The sequence below is a fragment of the Streptomyces olivochromogenes genome (genome assembly GCF_001514115.1).
In the GTDB taxonomy this organism is placed as follows: Bacteria; Actinomycetota; Actinomycetes; order Streptomycetales; family Streptomycetaceae; genus Streptomyces; species Streptomyces olivochromogenes.
The window spans coordinates 34,910-55,356 of record NZ_KQ948466.1; the positions used below are offsets into that span (position 1 = coordinate 34,910).

A 20,447-nucleotide genomic window follows, 5' to 3' on the forward strand; every position below is an offset into this window, starting at 1 on the left:
CCCATTGGAGTAGCCGCGGGATCAGCCCTCCCTCTCCACCCAGGTCTCCGAGATCGCCAGAGCCGCCGCCATGATGCTCAGCTGCGGGTTGACCTGCGGGCAGCTGGGCAGGACCGAGCCGTCCGCGACGAGTACTCCGTGGGCGCCGCGCAGTCTGCCCTTGGGGTCGGCGGGGGCGCGCCGGGGATCGGCACCCGCGGCGGCCGTGCCGGTCGGGTGGAACGCCGAGAGGTGCAGGTTGCGGGCGGTCGTTCGGGTGAGCAGTTCGTCGAGTTCATCGAGCGAGCGGGCGCGCGGGGCGAACGGCAGGCCGGTGAGGATCTCCTCGGCGCCCGCCGCGAGGAGCAGGCGGCCCATGGCACGTACGGCCGTCATCAGCCTGTCGCCGTCACGTGGGTCCAGGTCGTAGCGCACGAGGGTGCGGTCGCGGCCCTGGACCCGCCCGGAGGGGCGGTCGGCGATCATGGCGCCGAGGGTCGCGAGGTGGTCCGCTTCCTCCAGTTCACCGCGCAGTTCGCGGCCCAGGCCGGGGAGGACGAAACTGCCCATGCCGGGCGGGCTCGCGGTCGCCTCGATGAGGACACCGCGGTCGTGCAGTTCCTCGACTCCGGCGCTCTGGAGCACACCCTTCCAGGCGGTGACGGGCTCGGCGAAGCGCCCCGCGACGCTCGTGGCCGGGTGCACGCTGAGGTTGCGGCCCAGGCGCGGATGTCCGCCCAGGCCCGAGCGGCGCAGCAGCGGTGGTGTCTGCAGCGCTCCCGCGGCCGTCACGACGAGCGGGCAGAGGATCTCCAGTTCGCTGCCGTCGGGCCGCCGCGCCCGTACGCCGGCGGCGCGCGGCGCTCCCGGTCCGTCGTGGTCCAGCAGAATGCGGCGGACCCGTGCGCCCGTGACGATCCGGGCTCCTGCGGCGCAGGCGTCGGGCAGGACGGACAGCTGCACGCTCTGCTTGGCGCCGGTGGGGCAGCCCACCACGCACTGGCACGAGCCCTTGCAGCCGGGCGCGTTGCGGCGCAGCGGACCGGCCCGCCAGCCGAGCCGTTCGGCGCCGGCGAGTGCCAGCAGGCCGTTGTTCCCGAGCACGTCGAGTGGCTGGGTGGCCACGCGCAGGGTGCGCTCGATCTCGTCGAGCCGGGGCCCGAAGCTCTCGGCGAGGTGGAACCCGTACACACTGCTCCATCGGCCCAGCACAGGCTCCGGAGTGCGGTAGCAGGTACCGGAGTTGACCACGGTGGTCCCGCCGACCGCGCGACCGACCGGCAGCAGGAGTGGTGGGTTGCCCACGGCCACCGTGGCACCGCCGTCCCGGTACAGCTCGGTGAAACGGTCGAGCGGCGCCCGGCGTCCGAAGGAAGCGGTCGAGTGGTGTGCGCCCTCCTCCAGCACGACGACGCTCAGTCCGGCGCGCGCGAACGTCCGGGCGGCCACGGCACCGCCCGCGCCGGACCCGACGACCACCACGTCGGCGGTGGAACGGGTCGGCCACTCCTGCGCCGGAGTGCAGTCGAGCGGCGGGTCCTCGGGCGCCGTCACAGCGAGGGGCGCGGTCGGCATCCGCTCGGTGCCCGCCGCGAGCATCACGGGCACCTTGAGGAGGTCGAGCAGCGGGACGAGCCGGGGGCGTGCGGCCAGCGATCCGAGCAGGCTCTCGCGGGCGTCGGGGTCGAGTGCCGCCAGGCGTCGTCCGGTGCGCAGGACTGCGTACGTCTCCAGGGCCGCGACGGCGGTGTGCACCCCGGCCCGGGCGGGCCGGGGCAGCGCGGCGAGCACCGAGTCGAGCCGGTTCGGCACGCGGGCGGGCCAGTCCTCGTCGCCGGTGTCGGCGAGCAGTGCGGCGACAAGTCCCTCGGCGGTCACCGGTCGCCCGCCTCGGCGTGCGCGGTGCCGTCCAGAACCCAGGAGGCCTCCGGGCGCCACCGGCCCCACCAGCGCTCCAGCACGATCCGGGCGTCGGCCGACTCGCTGTTGCGGCATACCGCGCGGGCGCCGTCCGGGTCGCGGTACTCCAGGGTGAGGGTCCGCTCGGCCGGCTGGTCGACCTCGACGTGGATCCGGCGCAACGCCGTCCGGCCGGTCACCGTCCACTGCGGCAGCCCGAATCCGGCCCGGAACCGTCCGACGCCCAGCCAGCCGACCGCCGACCGTTCGGCCCGCCGCGGCCAGGTCCGGCCACCGCGGCGCAGGCGCAGGAAGACCAGCGGAGGCAGCCGCCGCAGACCCGGCCGGGTGGACACGGCCGCGACGATCTCCAGGACGTCACCACCGCCCAGGTCCGCGTGCAGCCAGGTCCACCGGTGCGCGTTGCCGTGCCCGTAGATGCGGGCCGAGGCGCCGGGTGCGCCGCTCAGGGTCAAGGAGTGTTCTCCGTACGAGAATTCGCCGTCGTACGTGGCCCGCGCGGCCGGGAGCATCTGGGCGGCGGGCAGGAGCGGCCGACGCCAGGACCAGCGTGGGAAGGTGAAGAGGGGTGGCCCTTGCGGGCGTTCGGTGAGCTCCCAGCGGAATTCGCCTGCGCCGCCCGCCAGTTGTCCGGGGGTGGCCGTGACCTTGTCTCCCGCGAACCCGTCTGCGGGCCGGGTCCAGGGGGCGGATCCGAAGCGAGCGTGCCGGACCTCTCCGTCGCGGGGGAACGCCGCGACCCAGCCGTGGGCGAACGGATCGGAACCGTCGGCGGGCACGGTGAGTTCATGGTGCAGCCAGATGCCGGTGCCGGTCGTCGGATCGGTCAGCGTGGTGTACCAGACCTCGGTGCGGCCCGGTGTGCCGTCCCAGCGCGGCGGGAAGTGCTGGGCACGGTCCTCGCGGCGCGGGAAGCGGAAGCTGAGGAGGAACGGAACGAGACGGGTCGCCGCCGGGAACCGCAGCACCCCTTCACCGACCCGCGCGTCACCCTCGTACAGCGTGAACGGCAGGACGGTCATCGATGCGAGGGGGCGGCGCGCGGTGACGGATTTCCAGCCGTCCAGGACGAGGCGGCGGCCGTCTCCGGTGAACGCCAGCTGATAGCGGATGCGCCGCCGGGCGATCGGCGACACCTCCAGCTCACCTTCCGCGCCGGGGTCGTCGGCGAATCCGGCGATCCGCACCCGGCCGGTCAGGCGCGCTCGGGTCGTGCGATGCGGGCGCAGTACCTCGTCGGCCTCGGCGCGCAGGTCGAGGCGTACGCGGCGCTCCGTCGTCTCGGTGTCGAGCCGGACCGTGCCGAGCATCGTCTCCGTGAACACGGTGCCCCTCATGCGAGATCGTCCAGCATGATGCGTTCGGTGGCCCGCAGGTAGGCGTCGGCCGCCGCGTGCGCCTGGCAGGCGTCTCCGTCCGTCACCGCCTCCACCACCGGGGCCAGCCGTTCGCAGGCGGCCGCAGGGTCCGTGAAGGGGCCCTTGAGCAGGGAGCGGACGGGCAGATAGGCGTTGAAGAGCGTGTTGGTGAGCAGGACGTAGACACGGTTGCCGGTGGCCCGGGCCAGGGCACGGTGCACCTCGATGTCGGCGAGCTGTACCGCGTCGGGACCATCCGCCTCCCGCACGGCTTGCAACAGCGCGCGAAGTTCCGCGTGTTGCTTCCGAGTGGCTCGGGTCGCAGCCCGCTCGGCGATCAACGCGCCGACTCCGCGCCGCACTTCGAAGATCTCATGGACCCATTTCGCGTCGTGCCGCACGAGCATGGGCAGCAGATCGGCGCCGCCCAGACGTGCGTAGTCGCGCACCCGGGTGCCGACGCCGTGCCGGGTTTCGAGCAGGCCCGCCTGGACCAGCCGCCCGAAGGCGTGCTTCAGCGTGGTGCGGGTGATGCCGTAGCCGTCGGCGAGCTGGCGCTCGGGCGGCAGATAACTCCCGGCCGGGTGAAGGCCGTTGAGTATGTCCGTCCGCAGCCGGTCTTCCAGGACGTCCACGATGGTCTCGCGGGGCAGTGCCTCCACGGTTCCCCTTCCGGCGAGTGGATGAGATGAGTGGTTGAGTGGCTGATCCACTGAACCAGTGAAGGTGTTCCATGGTCAACCCCTCGACGGGAAGCGGCCATTGACGGCCGCTTCAGCGGGCAGTCACCGCCGGCCCTGAGGCCGGCAACGAGGAGTTCGCCCGTCGGCAACCCATCGCTCATGACGTAGAATCGCGCAAGAATTTGCGCATCTTGCGTTCACTTGCGGTCTCGGAGCGCAAGCCCGCAACCGCAGCCGAGTCACGGACCGGACGGTGCGGGCCCGTAAAGCTGGCCCCGATGCCTGCGATTTGACCGCTGCAGCGGCTCGGAAGTGGCGCCCGCGCCGTCATCACTCCTGAGTGATGGGTGCTTCTGGTGAATATTGTGCCGTTCCGGCTGTAGACCCGCTGATGCTGCTCTGCAATATTTCGATGAAACAACGCAAAATATCGTCCTGCACCTTTCTGCACCACTCCGCCAGGAATGAGCCGCCCTCGCCGCCCCACCGGCGCGCGAGCCTCCGCAGGAAGCGACCCCGCATGACTCGACACAAGCAGAGATCCCCAAGGCGGCGCACAGCGACCGCCGCACTCGCCGCCGCCGTCATGGTTCTGGGCCTGCCCGCCGTCGGCGCACACGCGGCCGGCGGCCCCAACGCCGCTGCTGACGCCAGGACCACGGCGGGCAGCACCCGTGGCGCACACACCGCCGCCAACATCACCGACGGCGACACCGACACCTACTGGCAGGCCGGAAAGAAGTCGGCCCAGTGGGTGCAGACCGACCTCGGGCGGACCAAGCGCGTCCGCCAGGTCGTGCTGCGTCTGCCCGAGCACTGGCAGACCCGCAAGCAGACGCTGGCGCTCCAGGCAAGCGCCGACGGAAAGAGCTTCGCCACGCTCAAGTCGTCGGCGCAGTACGCCTTCAGCCCCGGCAACGACAACACGGTGAAGGTCTCCTTCCCCGCGACCCTCGCCCGGTACGTACGGGCCGATTTCAGCGCCAACTCGATCGCCGGCACCGCCCAGCTCGCCGAGATGCAGGTCCTCACGACCGCCGCCTCGACCCCCAACCTCGCGCAGGGCAAACCCTTCAGCGAGAGCGGGCACGCCGACGTCTACGGCGCGGCCAACGCCGGTGACGGCAACCGCAACACCTACTGGGAGAGCACGAACAACGCCTTCCCGCAGTGGCTCCAGGTCGACCTCGGCTCGTCGGTCCAGATCAACCAGGTGACACTGCGGCTGCCCAGCGGCTGGCCGAGCCGCAGCGAGACCCTCAAGATCCAGGGCTCGACGGACAACCAGAACTTCACCGACCTGACGGCCTCGAAGGCGTACACCTTCGACAGCTCCAACGACCAGTCGACGACCATCGCGTTGGACACGACCACCACGCGGTACGTACGCGTGCTGATCACCGCCAACACCGGCTGGCCCGCGGGGCAGTTGTCCGAGCTGGAGGTCTACGGACCGGCGACCGGTGACACGCAGGCGCCCACCGCGCCGACCAACCTGAGCTACACCGAGCCGGCCACCGGGCAGATCAAGCTGAACTGGAGCGCGGCCACCGACGACACGGCCGTGACCGGCTACGACGTCTACGCCAACGGGCAGTTGAGGGCGAGCGTCGCCGGGAACGTCCTGACGTACACGGACACGCAGCCAGCCTCCACCGACATCACGTACTTCGTGCGGGCCAAGGACGCGGCGGGCAACGTCTCCGCCAACAGCAACAGCGTCACCCGCGCGGGATCGGGCGGCGACACCCAGGCGCCCACCGCGCCGGGCAACCTCGCCTACACGCAGTCCGGCAACGACGTGAAGCTCACCTGGCAGGCGTCGAGCGACAACGTCCAGGTCACCGGCTACGACGTCTACGCGGGCGGGCAGGTCGTCGGTTCCGTGGCGGGCAACGTCCTGACCTACACCGACACCCCGTCGCCGTCAGCCACGGTCACCTACACCGTGAAGGCGAAGGACGCCGCCGGGAACGTGTCGGTGGCGAGCAACAGCGTCACGCGGGCCGGCAACGGTGCGGGCTCCGACCTCGCCCAGGGCAAGCCCATCGAGGCCTCCTCGTACACCTTCACCTATGTCGCCGCGAACGCCAACGACGGCCAGATCGCGACCTATTGGGAGAGCGGGGGCGGCGCCTACCCGGCCACCCTCACCACCAAGCTGGGTGCCAACGCCGACCTGAGCCAGGTCGTCGTCAAGCTCAACCCGGACGCCGCCTGGTCCACTCGTACCCAGAACATCCAGGTGCTCGGCCGCGACCAGGACGCGACCGCGTTCACGAGTCTCGCCGCGGCGAAGGACTACACGTTCAACCCGTCCAGCGGCAACACGGTGACCATCCCGGTCTCCGGCGCCGCGGCCGACATCCAGCTCAAGTTCGCCTCCAACACCGGCGCCCCCGGCGCGCAGGTCGCCGAGCTCCAGGTGATCGGCACTCCGGCCGCCAACCCGGACCTCAAGGTCACCGGCATCACCAACTCGCCCGCGGCACCGGTCGAGTCGGATGCCATCAGCCTGACGGCGACCGTCACCAACAGCGGCAGCAAGGCGGCCAAGGCCACCGACCTGAACTTCACGCTCGGCGGCACGAAGGTGGCCACGGCCGACGTCCCGGCTCTCGCGGCCGGCCAGTCGACGACGGTCACCGCGAGCATCGGCACCCGGGACGCGGGCAGTTACCCGGTCGGCGCCGAGGTGGACCCGACGAACAAGGTCATCGAGCAGAACGAGGCGAACAACGTCTTCACCCGCTCCGACGCCCTCGTCGTCAAGCCGGTCTCCAGCTCCGACCTGGTCGCGGCACCGGTCGCCTGGTCCCCGTCCAGCGCCTCCGCGGGTGACAACGTCTCGTTCACCGTGGCGATCAAGAACCAGGGCTCGGTGGCCTCGGCCTCCGGCGCCCACGGCGTCACGCTGACGGTCAAGGACGCGAACGGCGCCACCGTCAAGACACTCACCGGCACCTACAACGGCACCATCGCAGCCGGCCAGACGACCGCACCGGTCGCCCTCGGCTCGTGGACGGCGGCCAACGGCAAGTTCAGCGTCACCACGGTCATCGCCGACGACGCCAACGAACTGCCGGTCAAGCGGACCAACAACACCACCACGCAGAACCTGTTCGTCGGCCGCGGCGCGGACATGCCGTACGACATGTACGAGGCCGAGGACGGCACCGTCGGCGGCGGCGCCAAGGTCGTCGGCCCGAACCGCACGATCGGCGACATCGCGGGCGAGGCGAGCGGCCGCAAGGCGGTGACCCTCACCGGGACCGGCCAGTACGTCGAGTGGACCACCCGGGCGGCCACCAACACCCTGGTGACCCGCTTCGAGATCCCGGACGGCACCGACACGACGCTCAATGTCTACGTGGACGGCCAGTTCCTCAAGCCGATCGACCTCACGTCGAAGTACGCCTGGCTCTACGGCAACGAGACCTCTCCGGGCAACTCGCCCGGCTCCGGTGCCCCGCGCCACATCTACGACGAGGCGAACCTGCAGCTCGGCAAGACCGTTCCGGCCGGCTCCAAGATCCGGCTCCAGAAGGACGCGGCCAACACCTCCACCTACGCCATCGACTTCATCAACACCGAGCAGGCGACGGCGGTCCCGAACCCGGACCCGGCCGCCTACACGGTCCCGGCCGGCTTCTCCCACCAGGACGTCCAGAACGCGCTCGACAAGGTCCGCATGGACACCACGGGCAAGCTCGTCGGCGTCTACCTGCCCGCCGGCGACTACGAGACCTCCAGCAAGTTCCAGGTCTACGGCAAGGCGGTCAAGGTTCTCGGAGCCGGGCCGTGGTTCACCCGCTTCCACGCACCCGCCTCGCAGGAGAACACCGACGTCGGCTTCCGGGCCGAGGCCACCGCCAACGGCTCGTCGTTCACCGGCTTCGCCTACTTCGGCAACTACACGTCCCGCATCGACGGTCCGGGCAAGGTGTTCGACTTCTCCAACGTCTCCAACATCACCATCGACGACATCTGGGTCGAGCACATGGTGTGCATGTACTGGGGCGCCAACACCGACAACATGACCATCAAGAACTCCCGCATCCGCGACACGTTCGCCGACGGCATCAACATGACGAACGGTTCCACGGACAACCACGTGGTCAACAACGACGCCCGGGCCACGGGGGATGACAGCTTCGCGCTCTTCTCGGCGATCGACGCGGGCGGCGCCGACGAGAAGAACAACCTCTACGAGAACCTGACGTCGACACTCACCTGGCGCGCGGCCGGTATCGCCGTCTACGGCGGCTACAACAACACCTTCCGCAACATCCGGGTCGCCGACACCCTGGTCTACTCCGGCATCACGATCTCCTCGCTGGACTTCGGCTACCCGATGAACGGCTTCGGGACCGATCCGACGACGATCGAGAACGTCTCCCTGGACAGAACCGGCGGCCACTTCTGGGGCTCGCAGGTCTTCCCGGCCATCTGGGCGTTCTCGGCCTCCAAGGTCTTCCAGGGCATCCGGGTCAACGACGTCGACATCGACGACTCCACCTACGGAGGCGTGATGTTCCAGACCAACTACGTCGGCGGCCAGCCGCAGTTCCCGGTGAAGGACACGATCTTCACCGACATCTCCATCACCAACTCCAAGAAGAGCGGGGACGCGTTCGACGCGAAGTCCGGGTGGGGCATCTGGGCCAATGAGCTGCCCGAACCCGGTCAGGGACCGGCCGTCGGTTCGGCCACCTTCGTCAACCTGCGGATGAGCGGCAACGCCCAGGACATCCGCAACACCACATCCACCTTCACGATCAACGTCCAGTAACTCCGACCATCACCCCATGAAGCGGGGCCGCCCCACCTGACAGGGGCGGCCCCGTTTCGCTGTGCGTCCGTGCCTACCAGCCGACGGCGACCAGAAGCCACTGCGGACTGGCGTGGGAGATGAACGAGGACTGGCCCGCGACATCGTCGTAAGGGAAGCCGTAGGCGAGCTGGTTGATGGCGTTGTCGTGCCAGAACTTGGCGTAGTAGTTCGCGGGCGCCGCCTTGTAGAACTGCGCCGGGTCGGACTGCTGCGACGCGGGCAGGGTGGCCACGTGGCGGTTGAGGGCCGCGCACATGTCGGGGTTGGCGGCCAGCGCGGCCGCGCAGCCGAAGATGTCGGAGGTGGCCGCGTTCACGCCGACCGACTGGGCGTACGAGGTGAAGTAGTTGGCGTTGGCGCCGCCCGCGCGGAAGCTCGGGTCGCTACCGGGTGCGATGATCCGGTACGGAGCCTGGGTCTGGGCCAGCACCTTGAACTGCGACGGAACCGCGTCGGTGAAGCGCTGGAAGGTGGTGGCGCGGTCCTCGGCGAAGGTCGCCCGGTTCTCGCCGACCTCGGTGTCGTAACCGTCCTTGCTGTGCAGGCGCATGGCGAGTTTGAGGCCGAAGGCGTCGACCCGTGTGGTGTTGCCGTTGAAGACGTTGTTGCCGACCGTGAACTCGATGAAGTCGTAGTAGGGGCCGTTGGGCGAGCCCAGGTAGAAGTACATACGGCCCGCGGAGTTGGCCGGCATGTCCAGGTAGGGCTGCTCGGCGATGGAGTGTGTCTGCCCGTTGAAGCTCCAATACACCTGGCTGTCGGGGTACTTGCCGTTGGTGCGGTTCAGGATCTTCACCTCTACGGCGTTGTTCGCCGCGGGGATGTCACTGGTGCTGCCCCAGAAGTCGTCCGGCGGTGTGGTGCTCCCGGGACCGTAGACCTGGAACTCCCACAGCGAGTAGCCGTACGGGGTGGCCCGTGCGGTGCCGTATACCCGGACGTAGCGCCCGCTGCCTGTGATGTTGATGTTCTGGGTGCCGCCGGTGGAGGTCGTGGTGGAGTAGACGGTGGTCCAGGTGTTCGCGTCGGTCGAGGTCTGGATCTGGTAGCCGGTGGCGTAGGCGGCCTCCCAGTTCAGCGAGACGCGGGTGAGCTGCTGCGTGGAACCGAGGTCCACCCGCAGCCACTGCGGATCGGCGAAGGCCGAGGACCAGCGGGTGCCGGTGTCGCCGTCGACGGCCGCGCTCGCGGGGAAGGACGCGTTCTCGGTCGAGGACGCGGTGGCGGGCCGCCCTTGGGACAGCAACTGGTCGGCAGCGCGGGCGGGCGAGGGGGTCAGGGCGGCGAAACAGGCGACTATCAGGACGACGACCAGACCGAGAGCGGTGCGGGAGCGTACGGCACCGGACGAAGGTCTGCCAGGTGTGCCGGATACGCCGGCGGAAGTCTGCATGGGGGGTCTCCTCAAGCCGGTTCGGCGTGCGGGGGTACGAGCAACAGCAGGTGTGAGAGCGCTCTCTCCGGGTTGTAGCCCCGCCCCTGCCCGGCGTCAACAACTGAAGCCGAATCCACGGGAGTTCATCGATGCGGGGCAACAAAAGGTGGACGGCTTGGACAACTCCGCGCGCCGCCCTGGCGATCCGTTCAGCATCCGACCGCGGGCCTCACCTCGGCCCGACCTGTTCCTCCATCACTTGAACGACCACACGCTGCCGCGCCAGTTTGTCCGAGACTGCCCGACGGCGGTTTGCCGCGACCGGATTGGGGTTAAGGTGCTGACGGCTCCCTCGGAGGTGTACAGGCCAGGAGCTGGTGTCCGCGGGGCGGTCACGGTCGTTTGAGGGTGAATCGGACACGACGGAGGGGCTCGCGTTGGATCACCTGGCAGGAGAGGACCTGGACGTCACTGCCGCAGGTCGACCGGACGCGGTGAACGTGTGACCGGGCGGCCGGCGCCCGCGGTGCTGCCCCCGTCGCTGCGCCCGTGGCTCGGACTGATCGCGGCCCTCGCCGCCCTGGTGGTCGTCGCGCTCGGGGTCCTGTACGCCGGCCACGGCGAGCCCGGCAGGGTGGACAGGTGGATCATCCGGCCGACGGCTGACAGTGTGCCGCCGCCGTGGCGGCACGTCGCTCTGGCCTTGGACTTCTTGGGGGAACCCGCGGGATCAACGATGCTGATCGTGGTCGGCGTGGCGGGCTGCCTGCTGCTTCGGCGTCCCCGCGCGGCGGTGCTCGTCGTTGCCGGCGTCGGCATGGCCGTGGGGACGACCACGCTGCTCAAGCACCTGGTGGGACGCACCATCCACGGCGACGGCAACCTGTCCTACCCGAGTGGACACACTGCCTTCTTCACCGCGCTCGCCCTCATGGCGGCGCTGCTCACGACCGGCCGGCTCGGCCTCGGCAGGACGGGCGGCACGTTACTCGCGCTCGCCGCGGCGCTGGTTGCCGGCGCCGTCATGGGCTGGGCTCAGGTCGCCCTGGGCGCGCACTACCCGACCGACGTCCTTGGCGGCTGGTGCACCGCGCTGGCGGTGATACCGGCGACCGCGTGGCTGGTCGACCGGATGGCTGACCGGCTGGCCGATCGGACGGCCGACGCCGGTCCGCGGGAGCGTCGCTGACGTCACGTCACGTCACGCCAGGCGGCGGAATACGGGCTTCACCGGTCGTCCGGCCAGCCAGGGGCTGGGGTCAGCGGCGTCCAGTGCCTTCCGGTACACCGCACATGCCTGGGCCACCACGTCGACGGTGTGATCGATGTCGGCGTCGTCGAGCGCGCTGCTCACCACGAACGACGGGGCCAGCACCCCGCCCGCGAGGAGCCGGCGCAGGAACAGGGTGCGGTACTGCTGAGACGGCTGCAGGTTCTCGTCGAGGGTGGCGAAGACCAGGTTGCTGGCCCGGCCCCGGACGACGATGTGGTCGCCGACGCCCATGCCGGCCGCGGCGTCGCGGACACCGGCGGCCAACCGCTCACCGAGGGCGTGCAGCCGCGCGGTGACGCCCTCCTCGGCGTAGATGGTCTGCACGGCCATGGCGGCTGCCAGGGAGTGCGTTTCCGCGCCGTGCGTGGTGGACAACAGGAACACCCGCTCGCCCGAGTGACGCAGTCCGCCCCGCTCCATCACCTCGCGGCGCCCGGCCAGCGCGGAGACGGCGAATCCGTTGCCCAGCGCCTTGCCGAACGTGGAGAGGTCGGGGACGACGCCGTACAGGCCCTGGGCGCCCGCCTCGGACCAGCGGAAGCCGGTGATCATCTCATCGAAGATCAGTACGCAGCCGTGCCGGTCGGCCAGCTCGCGCAGGCCGGCGAGGTACCCGGGCGGCGGCTCGGTGTGGGTGGCGGGTTCGAGGATCAGGCAGGCGACCTCGTCCCGGTACCGGGTGAGCAGCTCTTCCGTGGCGGCCAGGTCCCCGTAAGGGAACGCCACGGTGAGCTCGTTGGTCGCCGCCGGAATGCCGGCGGACATCGGCGTGGTGCCGATGAACCAGTCGTCGACGGAGAAGAACGGATGGTCGGCGCAGAGGGCCACCCGCGTGCGCCCGGTGACGGCGCGGGCCAGGCGCACCGCGGCGGTGGTGGCGTCGGAGCCGTTCTTCGCGAACTTCACCATCTCGGCGGTCGGCACCGTGGCCAGGAAGCGTTCCGCGGCTTCGACCTCCACGATGGACGGCCGGACGAAGTTGCTGCCGCGGTCGAGTTCCCGCCGCGCCGCCTCGACCACGCGCGGGTGGGCATGGCCGAGGCTGACCGACCGCAGGCCTGACCCGTACTCGATGTAGCGGTTGCCGTCGACGTCCCACACGTGGGCGCCGCGGCCGTGGCTGATGACCGGGGCCAGGTTCTCGGGGTACTGGTCGTCGCCCTTGGCGTAGGTGTGAGCGCCTCCGGGGATCATGGCATGCAGCCGCTCGTTGGCTGTCCGCGACAGGGGCAGGTCAAGCACTTCGGTGTCCACGGGACCTCAACTTTCTCTGTGCTTCAGGACCTCGGCGAGGCTGGGCGCCTCTCGGTCCCGTTGGGACATCAGGGCGACCGGCAGCGGCCAGGGGATGGCGAGCTCCGGGTCGTCGAAGGCGATCGTCACGTCCTCGGCCGGATCGTGCGGGCGGTCGATCCGGTACGAGGTGTCGGCGGTGTCGGTCAGTGCCTGAAAACCGTGCGCGCATCCCGCGGGAATGTAAAGAGTTGGCTGTGTTTCTCCTGTGAGTTCGAAGGAGGCCCAGTTGCGATAGGTAGGAGAATCCGGCCGCAGGTCCACGACGACGTCGAAGATCCTCCCGTACGAGCACCGCACCAGCTTGGCCTCGCCCGCGCCGGAGCGCAGGTGCAGGCCGCGCAGCACGCCCCGGACCGAGCGGGACACGCTGTCCTGGATGAAGGCGTCCGGGTCGAGGCCCACCGAGCGGATCACGTCGGCGTCGAAGGTGCGGCAGAAGAAGCCACGTTCGTCGGCGTACGGCGTCGGCTCGAACAGGTACGCGCCGGCGATCTCCGGGACTTCGGTCGCTTTCATGGAGACTCCCGCCGGGCGTGGGTGTGGTGGGTCGCGGGGAACACGGCCGTGGTCAACGAGCGGAACTGGTCTTCCAGTTGGCGTGCGGCGGCCAGGTTCCGCTCGGTGAGGGTCTGCCGCAGCTCGGCCGAACGCTTCTCCAGCGCACGGAACTGCTCGAGCAGCCGGTCGGCGTCGACCTCGCGCGCCGGGTGGCAGTACGTGCCGAGGCCCATCCGCGCCATGAGCGCGTCGCTCTTCGCCGCGTAGCAGAGAGCGAGCACCGGCGTACCGGTCTTCAGCGCGCAGATCAGGTTGTGGTAGCGGACCGCCACCACGGTGTCGGCAGCCGCCATCTCCTTCATCAGGTCGGCCAGGGAGGCCGGTTCAGCGGCGGTGACCAGCGGTGAGTCCACCGCGTCGAGGATCGCGGTGACGACCGAGGCATCGCACTCGTCACCGGTGAGCAGCCGGACCGGCCTGCCCTCCTCGACCAGCGTGCGGACGAACCGGATCGTCCCGTCGAGATAGCGCCGGTATATCTCGTCGGCCCGGGCGCGATCGTCGTTGCCGCCGTGGAAGTCCATGACGCCGACGCAGACCGGGCCCGGCGAGCCCGCGGGCGCGCTCGCCTGCGGTGTCGGCAGGGCGAACGCCAGATCCGGGTAGACCTCGTCGCGCGCGGTGTCCACGCCCATCGCCCGCATCGCGTCCCTGGACTGGGCGTCCCGGTAGGACCGGTAGGCGGCCAGGCGCCCCGACCAGCGGACCAGGGCGCGGGTCGGCCGGTTGCGGATCTCGGCGGCGCCGACGCTGACCAGCGCGACCCGGGTGCGCATCAGCCTGCCGCTCGCGCAGAGCAGGAACAGGGAGTACGGGAAGCCCCAGGGCCGTAGCGGCAGAGTGGCTTCCAGGACGCCCATGCCAGGCACGATCACCACGTCGTGGCGGCGTACCCAGGCGGCGGTGCGGAAGATGTCGACGAACTTGCCCAGCCCCTTCGACGCGATCGAGCCCACGCGTGACGCGGTGCGGTACTCCCCGCGGTACCAGTGCAGCCGTGTCGCGGGGATCCCGAACCGGGCCGTCACGGCCTCGGGTCCGCCGCACAGGGCGTCCACGACCGCGTCCGGGTGGTCGGCGCGGAGGTAGCCGAGGACGGCCTCGAGCGACCCGTCGTTGCCGAGGTTGCCGGAGCCGAGCAGGCCGAACACCCCGACGCGCACCGGCCGTTCGTGCGCGGACGTCATGCCCGCCTCCCCTCGCGGCCGGCGACGAGGGCGTCGACGGAGACCGTGAGCTGGGCCGGGTCGACCGGGGCGCGGTCCTCGACCCGCTCGCCGGCGCCCGGCCGGACCCGGCTGGTCATCCAGGAGGCCAGGTGGCGGTAGCACGCGCGCCGGTCGGCCGGGGACAACGGCGCCCGCCGGATCGCCGAGGCGAAGCCCCAGATGTACTCGGCGAGCAGCCGGGGCGTCGGGTGCAGCGCGCCGGCCCGGCGCGGGTCCAGGTTGACGCACCGGGAGCGCTTGGAGGGGTTCGCCCGCTCGGCGCGGGTGGGGTGGTCGCGGCGGAAGTACAGCAGCTCCGGCACCTGGTGGAAGCGTCCGTGCAGGGTGATCTCGGCGACGAACGTGCGGTCCGCGTGGTGGTAGCTGTCCATCGGTTTCACCCGGCGCAGCATGTCGGCCCGCATCACCCCGTAGAAGTCGTCGCCACCCGGCTCGAACAGCAGACTGCGGAAGCGCTCCGGCGCGTGCGGGGAGTCGGTGGCGAGCGTGTACTCGTAGGGCACCGTCACCTGGCCGTCGCCGTCGATGACCGCCTGGTCGGTGTGCGCGAGGATCACGTCCGGCCGCTCGTCCAGCGCTTCCACGCAGCGCCGCAGCAGGTCCCGGCCGTAGAGGTCGTCGTGCGAGGCCCACTTGAACAGCTCGCCGCGGGACTCGGCGAACACATGGTTGTGGTTCGGAGTGGCGCCGATGTTCCGGGGCAGGCGGTGGTACCGGATGCGTGAGTCCTGCGCGGCGTACTTGCGGCAGATGTCCTCGGTCCCGTCGGTCGAGGCGTTGTCGGAGACGACCAGTTCGAAGTCCTCGTAGGTCTGGCCGAGCAGCGCGTCGAACGACTCGGCCAGGTACTCCTCGCCGTTGTACACGGGCAGGCCGATGCTCAGCCTCGGTCGGTCGGTCATGAGGTCCTCACTTCGGGGATGGGATCGCGGTGGCGCTCGTGCAGGGCGGAGCGCAGTTGCAGCCACCACACGGCCGAGCCGCTGATGGTCGCGGCGGCGACGCCCCAGGCCGAGCCGGCCGTGCCGCCGAGGGCCGCCCCGCCGAGCCCGCCGCCGACGTAGCAGGCGGAGGCGAACAGCTGGCAGCGCAGGCTGCGCCGGGCCGCGCCGAGCGCGCGCAGCCCGGCCGCCGCGCCGGTGCCGAGGCCCGCTCCCGCGACGCTGAGGGTGATCTGCACGATGAGCTGCGAGGAGGAGTGCCAGACGTCGCCGAGCGCCAGCTCGCCGAGCCGGCCCGGCATCAGCAGCAGCGCCGAGCCCCAGAGCAGCGCTCCGGCGGCCTGCCCCCCGCCAAGGAGGAGGCAGAACCTGCCCAGTTGATGCGGGGCCTGCCGCAGCACCCGTGCCGCCTCCGGGACGGTGACCAGCGAAAGCCCCATCAGCACGGCGAGGAACGGGCCGAGCAGGAGTTCGGCGCCCCGCACCGCGCCCACCGCGCTCACTCCGACGATCGCGCCGAGCCCGTACGCCCGCAGCTGGCTCGCGCCGCTGAGGCTGACGTTCTCGACCAGGTACCGGTAGCCGAGATCACGCTGTTCGCGCAGCCACCCGCGTGCCTGTGCCGTCCGGGGCCGGATGCCGGACTGGACGCAGCCGTACCCGGCCGCCACCGTGGCGGACGCGCCCCAGGCGAGCACGAAGGCGGCCACGCTGCCCACGTGGGCCGCCACCACCATGGCCGGGATCAGCGCGATGCCCCACACGATGTCGTTGACGAACGCCTTCCGCCCGTTGCCGGCGGCGAAGAACGAGAACCGCCAGGCGTCCTGGAGCAGCAGCCCCGGCATCATGAGACCGAGGGCGGCGAAGGCGGGCCCGACCCGGCCGCCGAGGCCGAGTCCGGCGGCCAGGCACAGCACTCCGAGGGCCGTGCCGACGCCGAGCGCGGTGCCCGTCGAGCGGGCCACCGCCCCGCGCCAGGACGCCTCCGCCACTCCGCTGAAGCGGACCACGAGCGGGTCGGTGGCCAGGCCGCGGGAGACGTTGAGGACCACGCCGTAGGTGACCCAGGCGAGGCTGAACACGCCGAACGCGGTGACCCCCAGCGAGCGGGCCACGTAGATGCCCACCGCGAAGTTGCTGATGCTGGAGGCCGCCTGGTCGGCCAGTCCCCAGGAGAGCCGTCCGACGAGGGCCCGCTTGGCGGACCGGGCCGGCCTCGCCGTTGTCTGAGGATTCTCCCCGTCGGTGGTCATCGGTGTCATGTCTTGATCAGCCCGGCCTCGTGCAGGGCGTCGGCCGCGCCGGCGACGCTTTCGAAGGGCAGCCCGGACCGTTCGGCGACGTCCAGCAGACTGTGCTCGCCGTCGGAGAGGTTGAGCACCCAGAGCATGGCCATCTGGGCCTGCTTGGTGTCGCTGCGGCCGCCGAGCGCGTCGTACAACCCGCGCCGGCCCAGCTGTGGTTCGCCGTAGGGACTGAGGTTGAGATACCGCCGGTTGCGGTCGAGGACGGCGAACGCCTCGCGGCAGACCGCCAGGGTGTCCGCCATCGCCTCCGGGGAGACGAAGTCCGTGTTGTCCGCCGAGGTGTGGTACTCGGGGTACCCGGCGTACGGGGTCCGGCTGAGCGAGCCCACGCCCAGATTGAACCCGGGTGAGCAGTACTGCCGCTCGTCGTATCCGTACGGGGTGAACTCGGTGACGTGGTGCGGGCGTTCGGATGCGGTCAGCACATGCCGCAGCACCCGGTCGATCTCCGCGTCGCCGCGCCTGCTCTGCTTGTACGTCAGTCGGCCCGAGTCGCCGGCGCAGGCCAGCACCAGGCCGTGCTTGACCTGCTCGATCCGTTCGGCGTTGCGGGCCAGCCAGGTGATTGCCCCGATGGTGCCGGGAGCGTAGATGAACCGGTAGGTGTAGTACGGCGTTTCCTGCGCCAGCGCCCGGGCAAGGAACGTCGCCACCGCGATGCCGGCCAGGTTGTCGTTGGCCAGCGACGGGTGGCAGACGTGGCAGGAGACGATGACCTCGTCGGGGACCTGACCGGGAATCACATGCTCGGCGTAGGTGAGGTGGCCGTCTTCGAGCGTGGAGTCGATGCGCACCTCGTACTCGCCGTCCGGCAGCGCGTCCAAGGTGTCCTGGGCCAGGCAGAACCCCCATTCCGGCTTGTAGTAGCTGGTGCGGTACGGCACCCAGGTCGGGTGGTCCGGCAAGGTGTGCAGGTGTTCGCGGAGCTCGGCGAGCGGCATGGTCGCCGACACCGGCACGCTGTAGCCGAGCACGTGCAGGCTGGACTCGGCGAAGTCGACGACCCGGTGGCCGGCGGTGTCGGCGATGTACGCGTCCCGGATGTTCCACTCCTGCGGAACCGTCCAGTCGAGCACCTGCGTCCCGGTCGGCACCTCGTGCACCCGCAACGGGACGTACTCGCCGACGATCTCCAGGGTGGCGCGCACACCGTCGCCGGTGATGCTCCGGCACAGCGGGTACAGCCGCTCCACCAGCGCGTGCATCTCCTCGCCGACTGCGGTCATCGGCGCCACCGCAGGGTGTCGTCGACGGCACCGGCGTCGGACGCCGCGCGCAGCACGGCAAGCCGGGTGAAGCGCTGCTCGAAGGCCTCCCGGGTCAGCCCGAACTCCCGGTAGGCGTCGGCGAGTTCGAGCGCGCCCTGCTTCACCGTCCACTCGCAGTCGAAGCCGGGGATCGCGGCACGGAACCGGGAGAAGTCCACCCGGTACGACCGCGGATCGGCACCGTTCTCGCCCGTGATCACCACCTTCGCGCCGGACACCGCCTCGGCGACCTGCTCGGCGATCTCGGCGACGGTGACGTTGTTGATCTCGCTGCCGATGTTGAACGCCCGGTCGTGCACCGCCTCGCGCGGCGCGGTGAGCGCGGCCGTGAAGGCGCGTGCGATGTCGGCGGCGTGCACCAGCGGGCGCCAGGGGGTGCCGTCGGAGAGCACCAACACCTCGCCGGAAAGGAGCGCGTGGCCGACAAGATTGTTGAGCACGATGTCGGCGCGCAGCCGGGGCGAGTAGCCGAAGGCGGTGGCGTTGCGCATGAACACCGGGGTGAAGTCGCCGTCGGCCAGCGCGTGCAGGTCGTCCTCCACCCGCACCTTGGACTCCGCGTACGGCGTCACCGGGCGCAGCGGGGCGTCCTCGGCCACCAGGTCGTCGCCGCCGGCGGCGCCGTAGACGGAGCAGGTCGACGCGTACAGGAAGCGCCGTACTCCGGCGTCGCGGGCCAGCCGGGCCAGCCGCACGGACGCGTGGTGGTTGATGTCGTAGGTGAGGTCCGGCGCCAGCGAGCCGAGCGGGTCGTTGGACAGCGCGGCCAGGTGGATCACGGCGTCCACCCCCGCCACGTGTTCGGCCGTGACGTCGCGCAGATCCACCCGATGCCCGGGCGGGTCCGCGGGTGCCGGGCCGAGGACGCAGTCGGCGAACAGGCCGGCGTCGAGGCCGACGACCTCGTGTCCGGCGGCCGTGAGCACCGGGGCCATTACGGTGCCCAGGTAGCCCTGGTGTCCAGTCAGCAGTACGCGCAAGGTTCAATCCCCCAGGTTGAGCGTGAGTTTGGTGACGGCGAACGCCTCGGCGTAGCGCGCGTGGCATTCGATGCCACGGATCCGTGCAAGACCGAGGAAGGCTTCCCGGTCGTACCAGGGCCGGTGCCGCTGCGAGGGGTAGTGCTCCTGCAACAGCCGCACCTTCTGTTCGGCGATCTCAGGTGACAGCGGCTGGTACGCCGCCGGACGGCCGAGATCGCCGTCCCACTTGACGATCTCGTAGCCGAGCACGAGGTGGTCGCGGAACGCGGTGGGCAGCAGCTGCGCCAGGCCGCGGTGGTCCTGGTGCGCGTCATCGGTACGCGGGGCAAGGACCAGATCCGGCTCCGTCTGCCCACGCAGCTCCTCGACCGCGGCCTTGGCCTCCTCCCAGTGCGCGGGCATCCGGCCGTCCGGCAGCTTGAGCACGGTCAGCCGCAGATCGGCGCCCGGGCAGAAGGCGGTGAGCGCGGCCCGCTCCTCCTGCTCCCGATCGCTGCCGCCGCCGGAGAGCACCAGCGCGTCGACGCGGACACCCGGTCTGGCCTGGCACAGCGTCAGCAGCGTGCCGCCGGCACCGATGGCGATGTCGTCGCAGTGCGCGCCCACCGCGACGATCCGGTCCAGGGGCCCGGCCCCGAGCCGGATCACGCTCTGGCTCCGGCACTGTCCCGCTCCCACACGGCCCACGGGCGGTCGCCGCGCGCGTAGGCCTCGTCGAGCGCGGCCCGCTCCTTCACGGTGTCGGTCGGCTTCCAGAAGCCGCGGTGCTGATGCGCCACCAGCCGCCCACGCTTGGCCAGTTGGGCGCATCCGTCGGCGACCAGGTCCCCGTTCTCCGGTATGTGGTCGAAGACCTCCTGGCGGAGCACGAAGTAGCCGCCGTTCTCCCACAGCGGCATGTCGCTCACCGCGGTGATGCCCCCCACCAGGCCGTCCTCGCCCAGGTCCACGCAGTGGAACGACGACTGCGGCGGCACCACCATCATCGACGCACCGGCGTCGCGCCCGGCGAACCGGTCGATCATCTCCGGCAGCGGGGCGTCGGTGAGCACGTCGGCGTAGTTCGCGAGGAACATCTCGTCGCCGTCCAGATGGTGCCGCACCCGGCGCAGCCGCTCCCCGATCGGCGACTCGATGCCGGTCTGCGCGAACGTGATCGTCCAGTCGGCTATGTCGGTGGACAGCAGCTCGGTCCGCCCGCCCCGCAGCACGAAGTCGTTGGACGCCGTCTCCTCGTAGTTGAGGAAGAAGTTCTTGATGTGGTGAGCCCCGTAGCCGAGGCACAGGATGAACTCCGTGTGCCCGAAGTGCGCGTAGTAGCGCATGACGTGCCAGATCAGCGGTCGCGGCCCGACCATCGCCATCGGCTTGGGCACGTCGTCGGAGGTTCCGTTGCGCATGCGCATCCCGTAACCGCCGCAGAACAGAACGACCTTCATG

15 protein-coding genes are annotated in these 20,447 nt (G+C 70.6%); 2 read left to right on the forward strand and 13 right to left on the reverse strand.

Annotated features, from left to right (window positions below):
- Positions 1-21 precede the first annotated feature (21 nt).
- Genes AQJ27_RS34520 through AQJ27_RS34530 form a run of 3 tightly spaced genes read right to left on the reverse strand, consistent with a single transcriptional unit; the run spans position 22 to position 3,919 of the window.
- Positions 22-1,857: a GMC family oxidoreductase gene (locus AQJ27_RS34520; protein WP_067377315.1), complete on the reverse strand. Its 1,836-nt coding sequence runs from the start codon at positions 1,855-1,857 to the stop codon at positions 22-24.
- Entirely contained in the window at positions 1,854-3,236 is a 1,383-nt protein-coding gene (locus AQJ27_RS34525) for a hypothetical protein (RefSeq protein WP_096240171.1), read from the reverse strand. The genes AQJ27_RS34520 and AQJ27_RS34525 overlap by 4 nt, the downstream gene beginning before the upstream one ends.
- A complete protein-coding gene (locus AQJ27_RS34530; RefSeq protein ID WP_067377325.1) occupies positions 3,233-3,919 on the reverse strand; it encodes a FadR/GntR family transcriptional regulator in 687 nt (228 codons plus the stop codon). Before AQJ27_RS34530 ends, AQJ27_RS34525 begins: the two co-directional genes overlap by 4 nt.
- A gap of 541 nt (positions 3,920-4,460) precedes the next feature.
- Between AQJ27_RS34530 and AQJ27_RS34535 the strand changes: the two genes are divergently transcribed.
- Complete coding sequence (locus AQJ27_RS34535) at positions 4,461-8,732, forward strand: discoidin domain-containing protein (RefSeq protein ID WP_067377329.1); 4,272 nt, start codon at positions 4,461-4,463, stop codon at positions 8,730-8,732.
- 73 nt (positions 8,733-8,805) lie between these two features.
- Here the strand turns inward: AQJ27_RS34535 and AQJ27_RS34540 are convergent, their stop codons facing one another.
- Positions 8,806-10,167: a beta-1,3-glucanase family protein gene (locus AQJ27_RS34540; RefSeq protein ID WP_067377332.1), complete on the reverse strand. Its 1,362-nt coding sequence runs from the start codon at positions 10,165-10,167 to the stop codon at positions 8,806-8,808.
- A 484-nt stretch (positions 10,168-10,651) separates the two neighbouring features.
- On the opposite strand from AQJ27_RS34540, the gene AQJ27_RS34545 reads away from it, so the two are divergent.
- Positions 10,652-11,338, forward strand: a complete 687-nt coding sequence (locus AQJ27_RS34545; protein WP_067377335.1) for a phosphatase PAP2 family protein — start codon at positions 10,652-10,654, stop codon at positions 11,336-11,338.
- A gap of 12 nt (positions 11,339-11,350) precedes the next feature.
- Here AQJ27_RS34545 and AQJ27_RS34550 read toward each other — a convergent pair whose 3' ends face one another.
- Genes AQJ27_RS34550 through AQJ27_RS34590 form a run of 9 tightly spaced genes read right to left on the reverse strand, consistent with a single transcriptional unit; the run spans position 11,351 to position 20,446 of the window.
- Positions 11,351-12,676 carry a glutamate-1-semialdehyde 2,1-aminomutase gene (locus AQJ27_RS34550; RefSeq protein ID WP_067377338.1) on the reverse strand — a complete coding sequence of 442 codons (1,326 nt, stop codon included), beginning with the start codon at positions 12,674-12,676 and terminating at the stop codon, positions 11,351-11,353.
- Positions 12,677-12,682: 6 nt separating this feature from the next.
- A complete protein-coding gene (gene rfbC, locus AQJ27_RS34555) occupies positions 12,683-13,234 on the reverse strand; it encodes a dTDP-4-dehydrorhamnose 3,5-epimerase (RefSeq protein ID WP_067377347.1) in 552 nt (183 codons plus the stop codon).
- Positions 13,231-14,463: a polysaccharide pyruvyl transferase family protein gene (locus AQJ27_RS34560; RefSeq protein WP_067377350.1), complete on the reverse strand. Its 1,233-nt coding sequence runs from the start codon at positions 14,461-14,463 to the stop codon at positions 13,231-13,233. The genes rfbC and AQJ27_RS34560 overlap by 4 nt, the downstream gene beginning before the upstream one ends.
- Entirely contained in the window at positions 14,460-15,407 is a 948-nt protein-coding gene (locus tag AQJ27_RS34565; RefSeq protein WP_067377354.1) for a glycosyltransferase family 2 protein, read from the reverse strand. Before AQJ27_RS34565 ends, AQJ27_RS34560 begins: the two co-directional genes overlap by 4 nt.
- Positions 15,404-16,711: an MATE family efflux transporter gene (locus AQJ27_RS34570; RefSeq protein WP_235613691.1), complete on the reverse strand. Its 1,308-nt coding sequence runs from the start codon at positions 16,709-16,711 to the stop codon at positions 15,404-15,406. The genes AQJ27_RS34565 and AQJ27_RS34570 overlap by 4 nt, the downstream gene beginning before the upstream one ends.
- Positions 16,708-17,982: a DUF4910 domain-containing protein gene (locus AQJ27_RS34575; RefSeq protein WP_201264384.1), complete on the reverse strand. Its 1,275-nt coding sequence runs from the start codon at positions 17,980-17,982 to the stop codon at positions 16,708-16,710. The genes AQJ27_RS34570 and AQJ27_RS34575 overlap by 4 nt, the downstream gene beginning before the upstream one ends.
- Positions 17,979-19,004 carry an NAD-dependent epimerase/dehydratase family protein gene (locus AQJ27_RS34580; protein ID WP_067377364.1) on the reverse strand — a complete coding sequence of 342 codons (1,026 nt, stop codon included), beginning with the start codon at positions 19,002-19,004 and terminating at the stop codon, positions 17,979-17,981. Before AQJ27_RS34580 ends, AQJ27_RS34575 begins: the two co-directional genes overlap by 4 nt.
- Positions 19,005-19,007: 3 nt before the next feature.
- Positions 19,008-19,655 carry a PIG-L deacetylase family protein gene (locus AQJ27_RS34585; protein ID WP_067377366.1) on the reverse strand — a complete coding sequence of 216 codons (648 nt, stop codon included), beginning with the start codon at positions 19,653-19,655 and terminating at the stop codon, positions 19,008-19,010.
- Positions 19,652-20,446 carry a glycosyltransferase family protein gene (locus AQJ27_RS34590; protein WP_067377368.1) on the reverse strand — a complete coding sequence of 265 codons (795 nt, stop codon included), beginning with the start codon at positions 20,444-20,446 and terminating at the stop codon, positions 19,652-19,654. Before AQJ27_RS34590 ends, AQJ27_RS34585 begins: the two co-directional genes overlap by 4 nt.
- Position 20,447 lies beyond the last annotated feature (1 nt).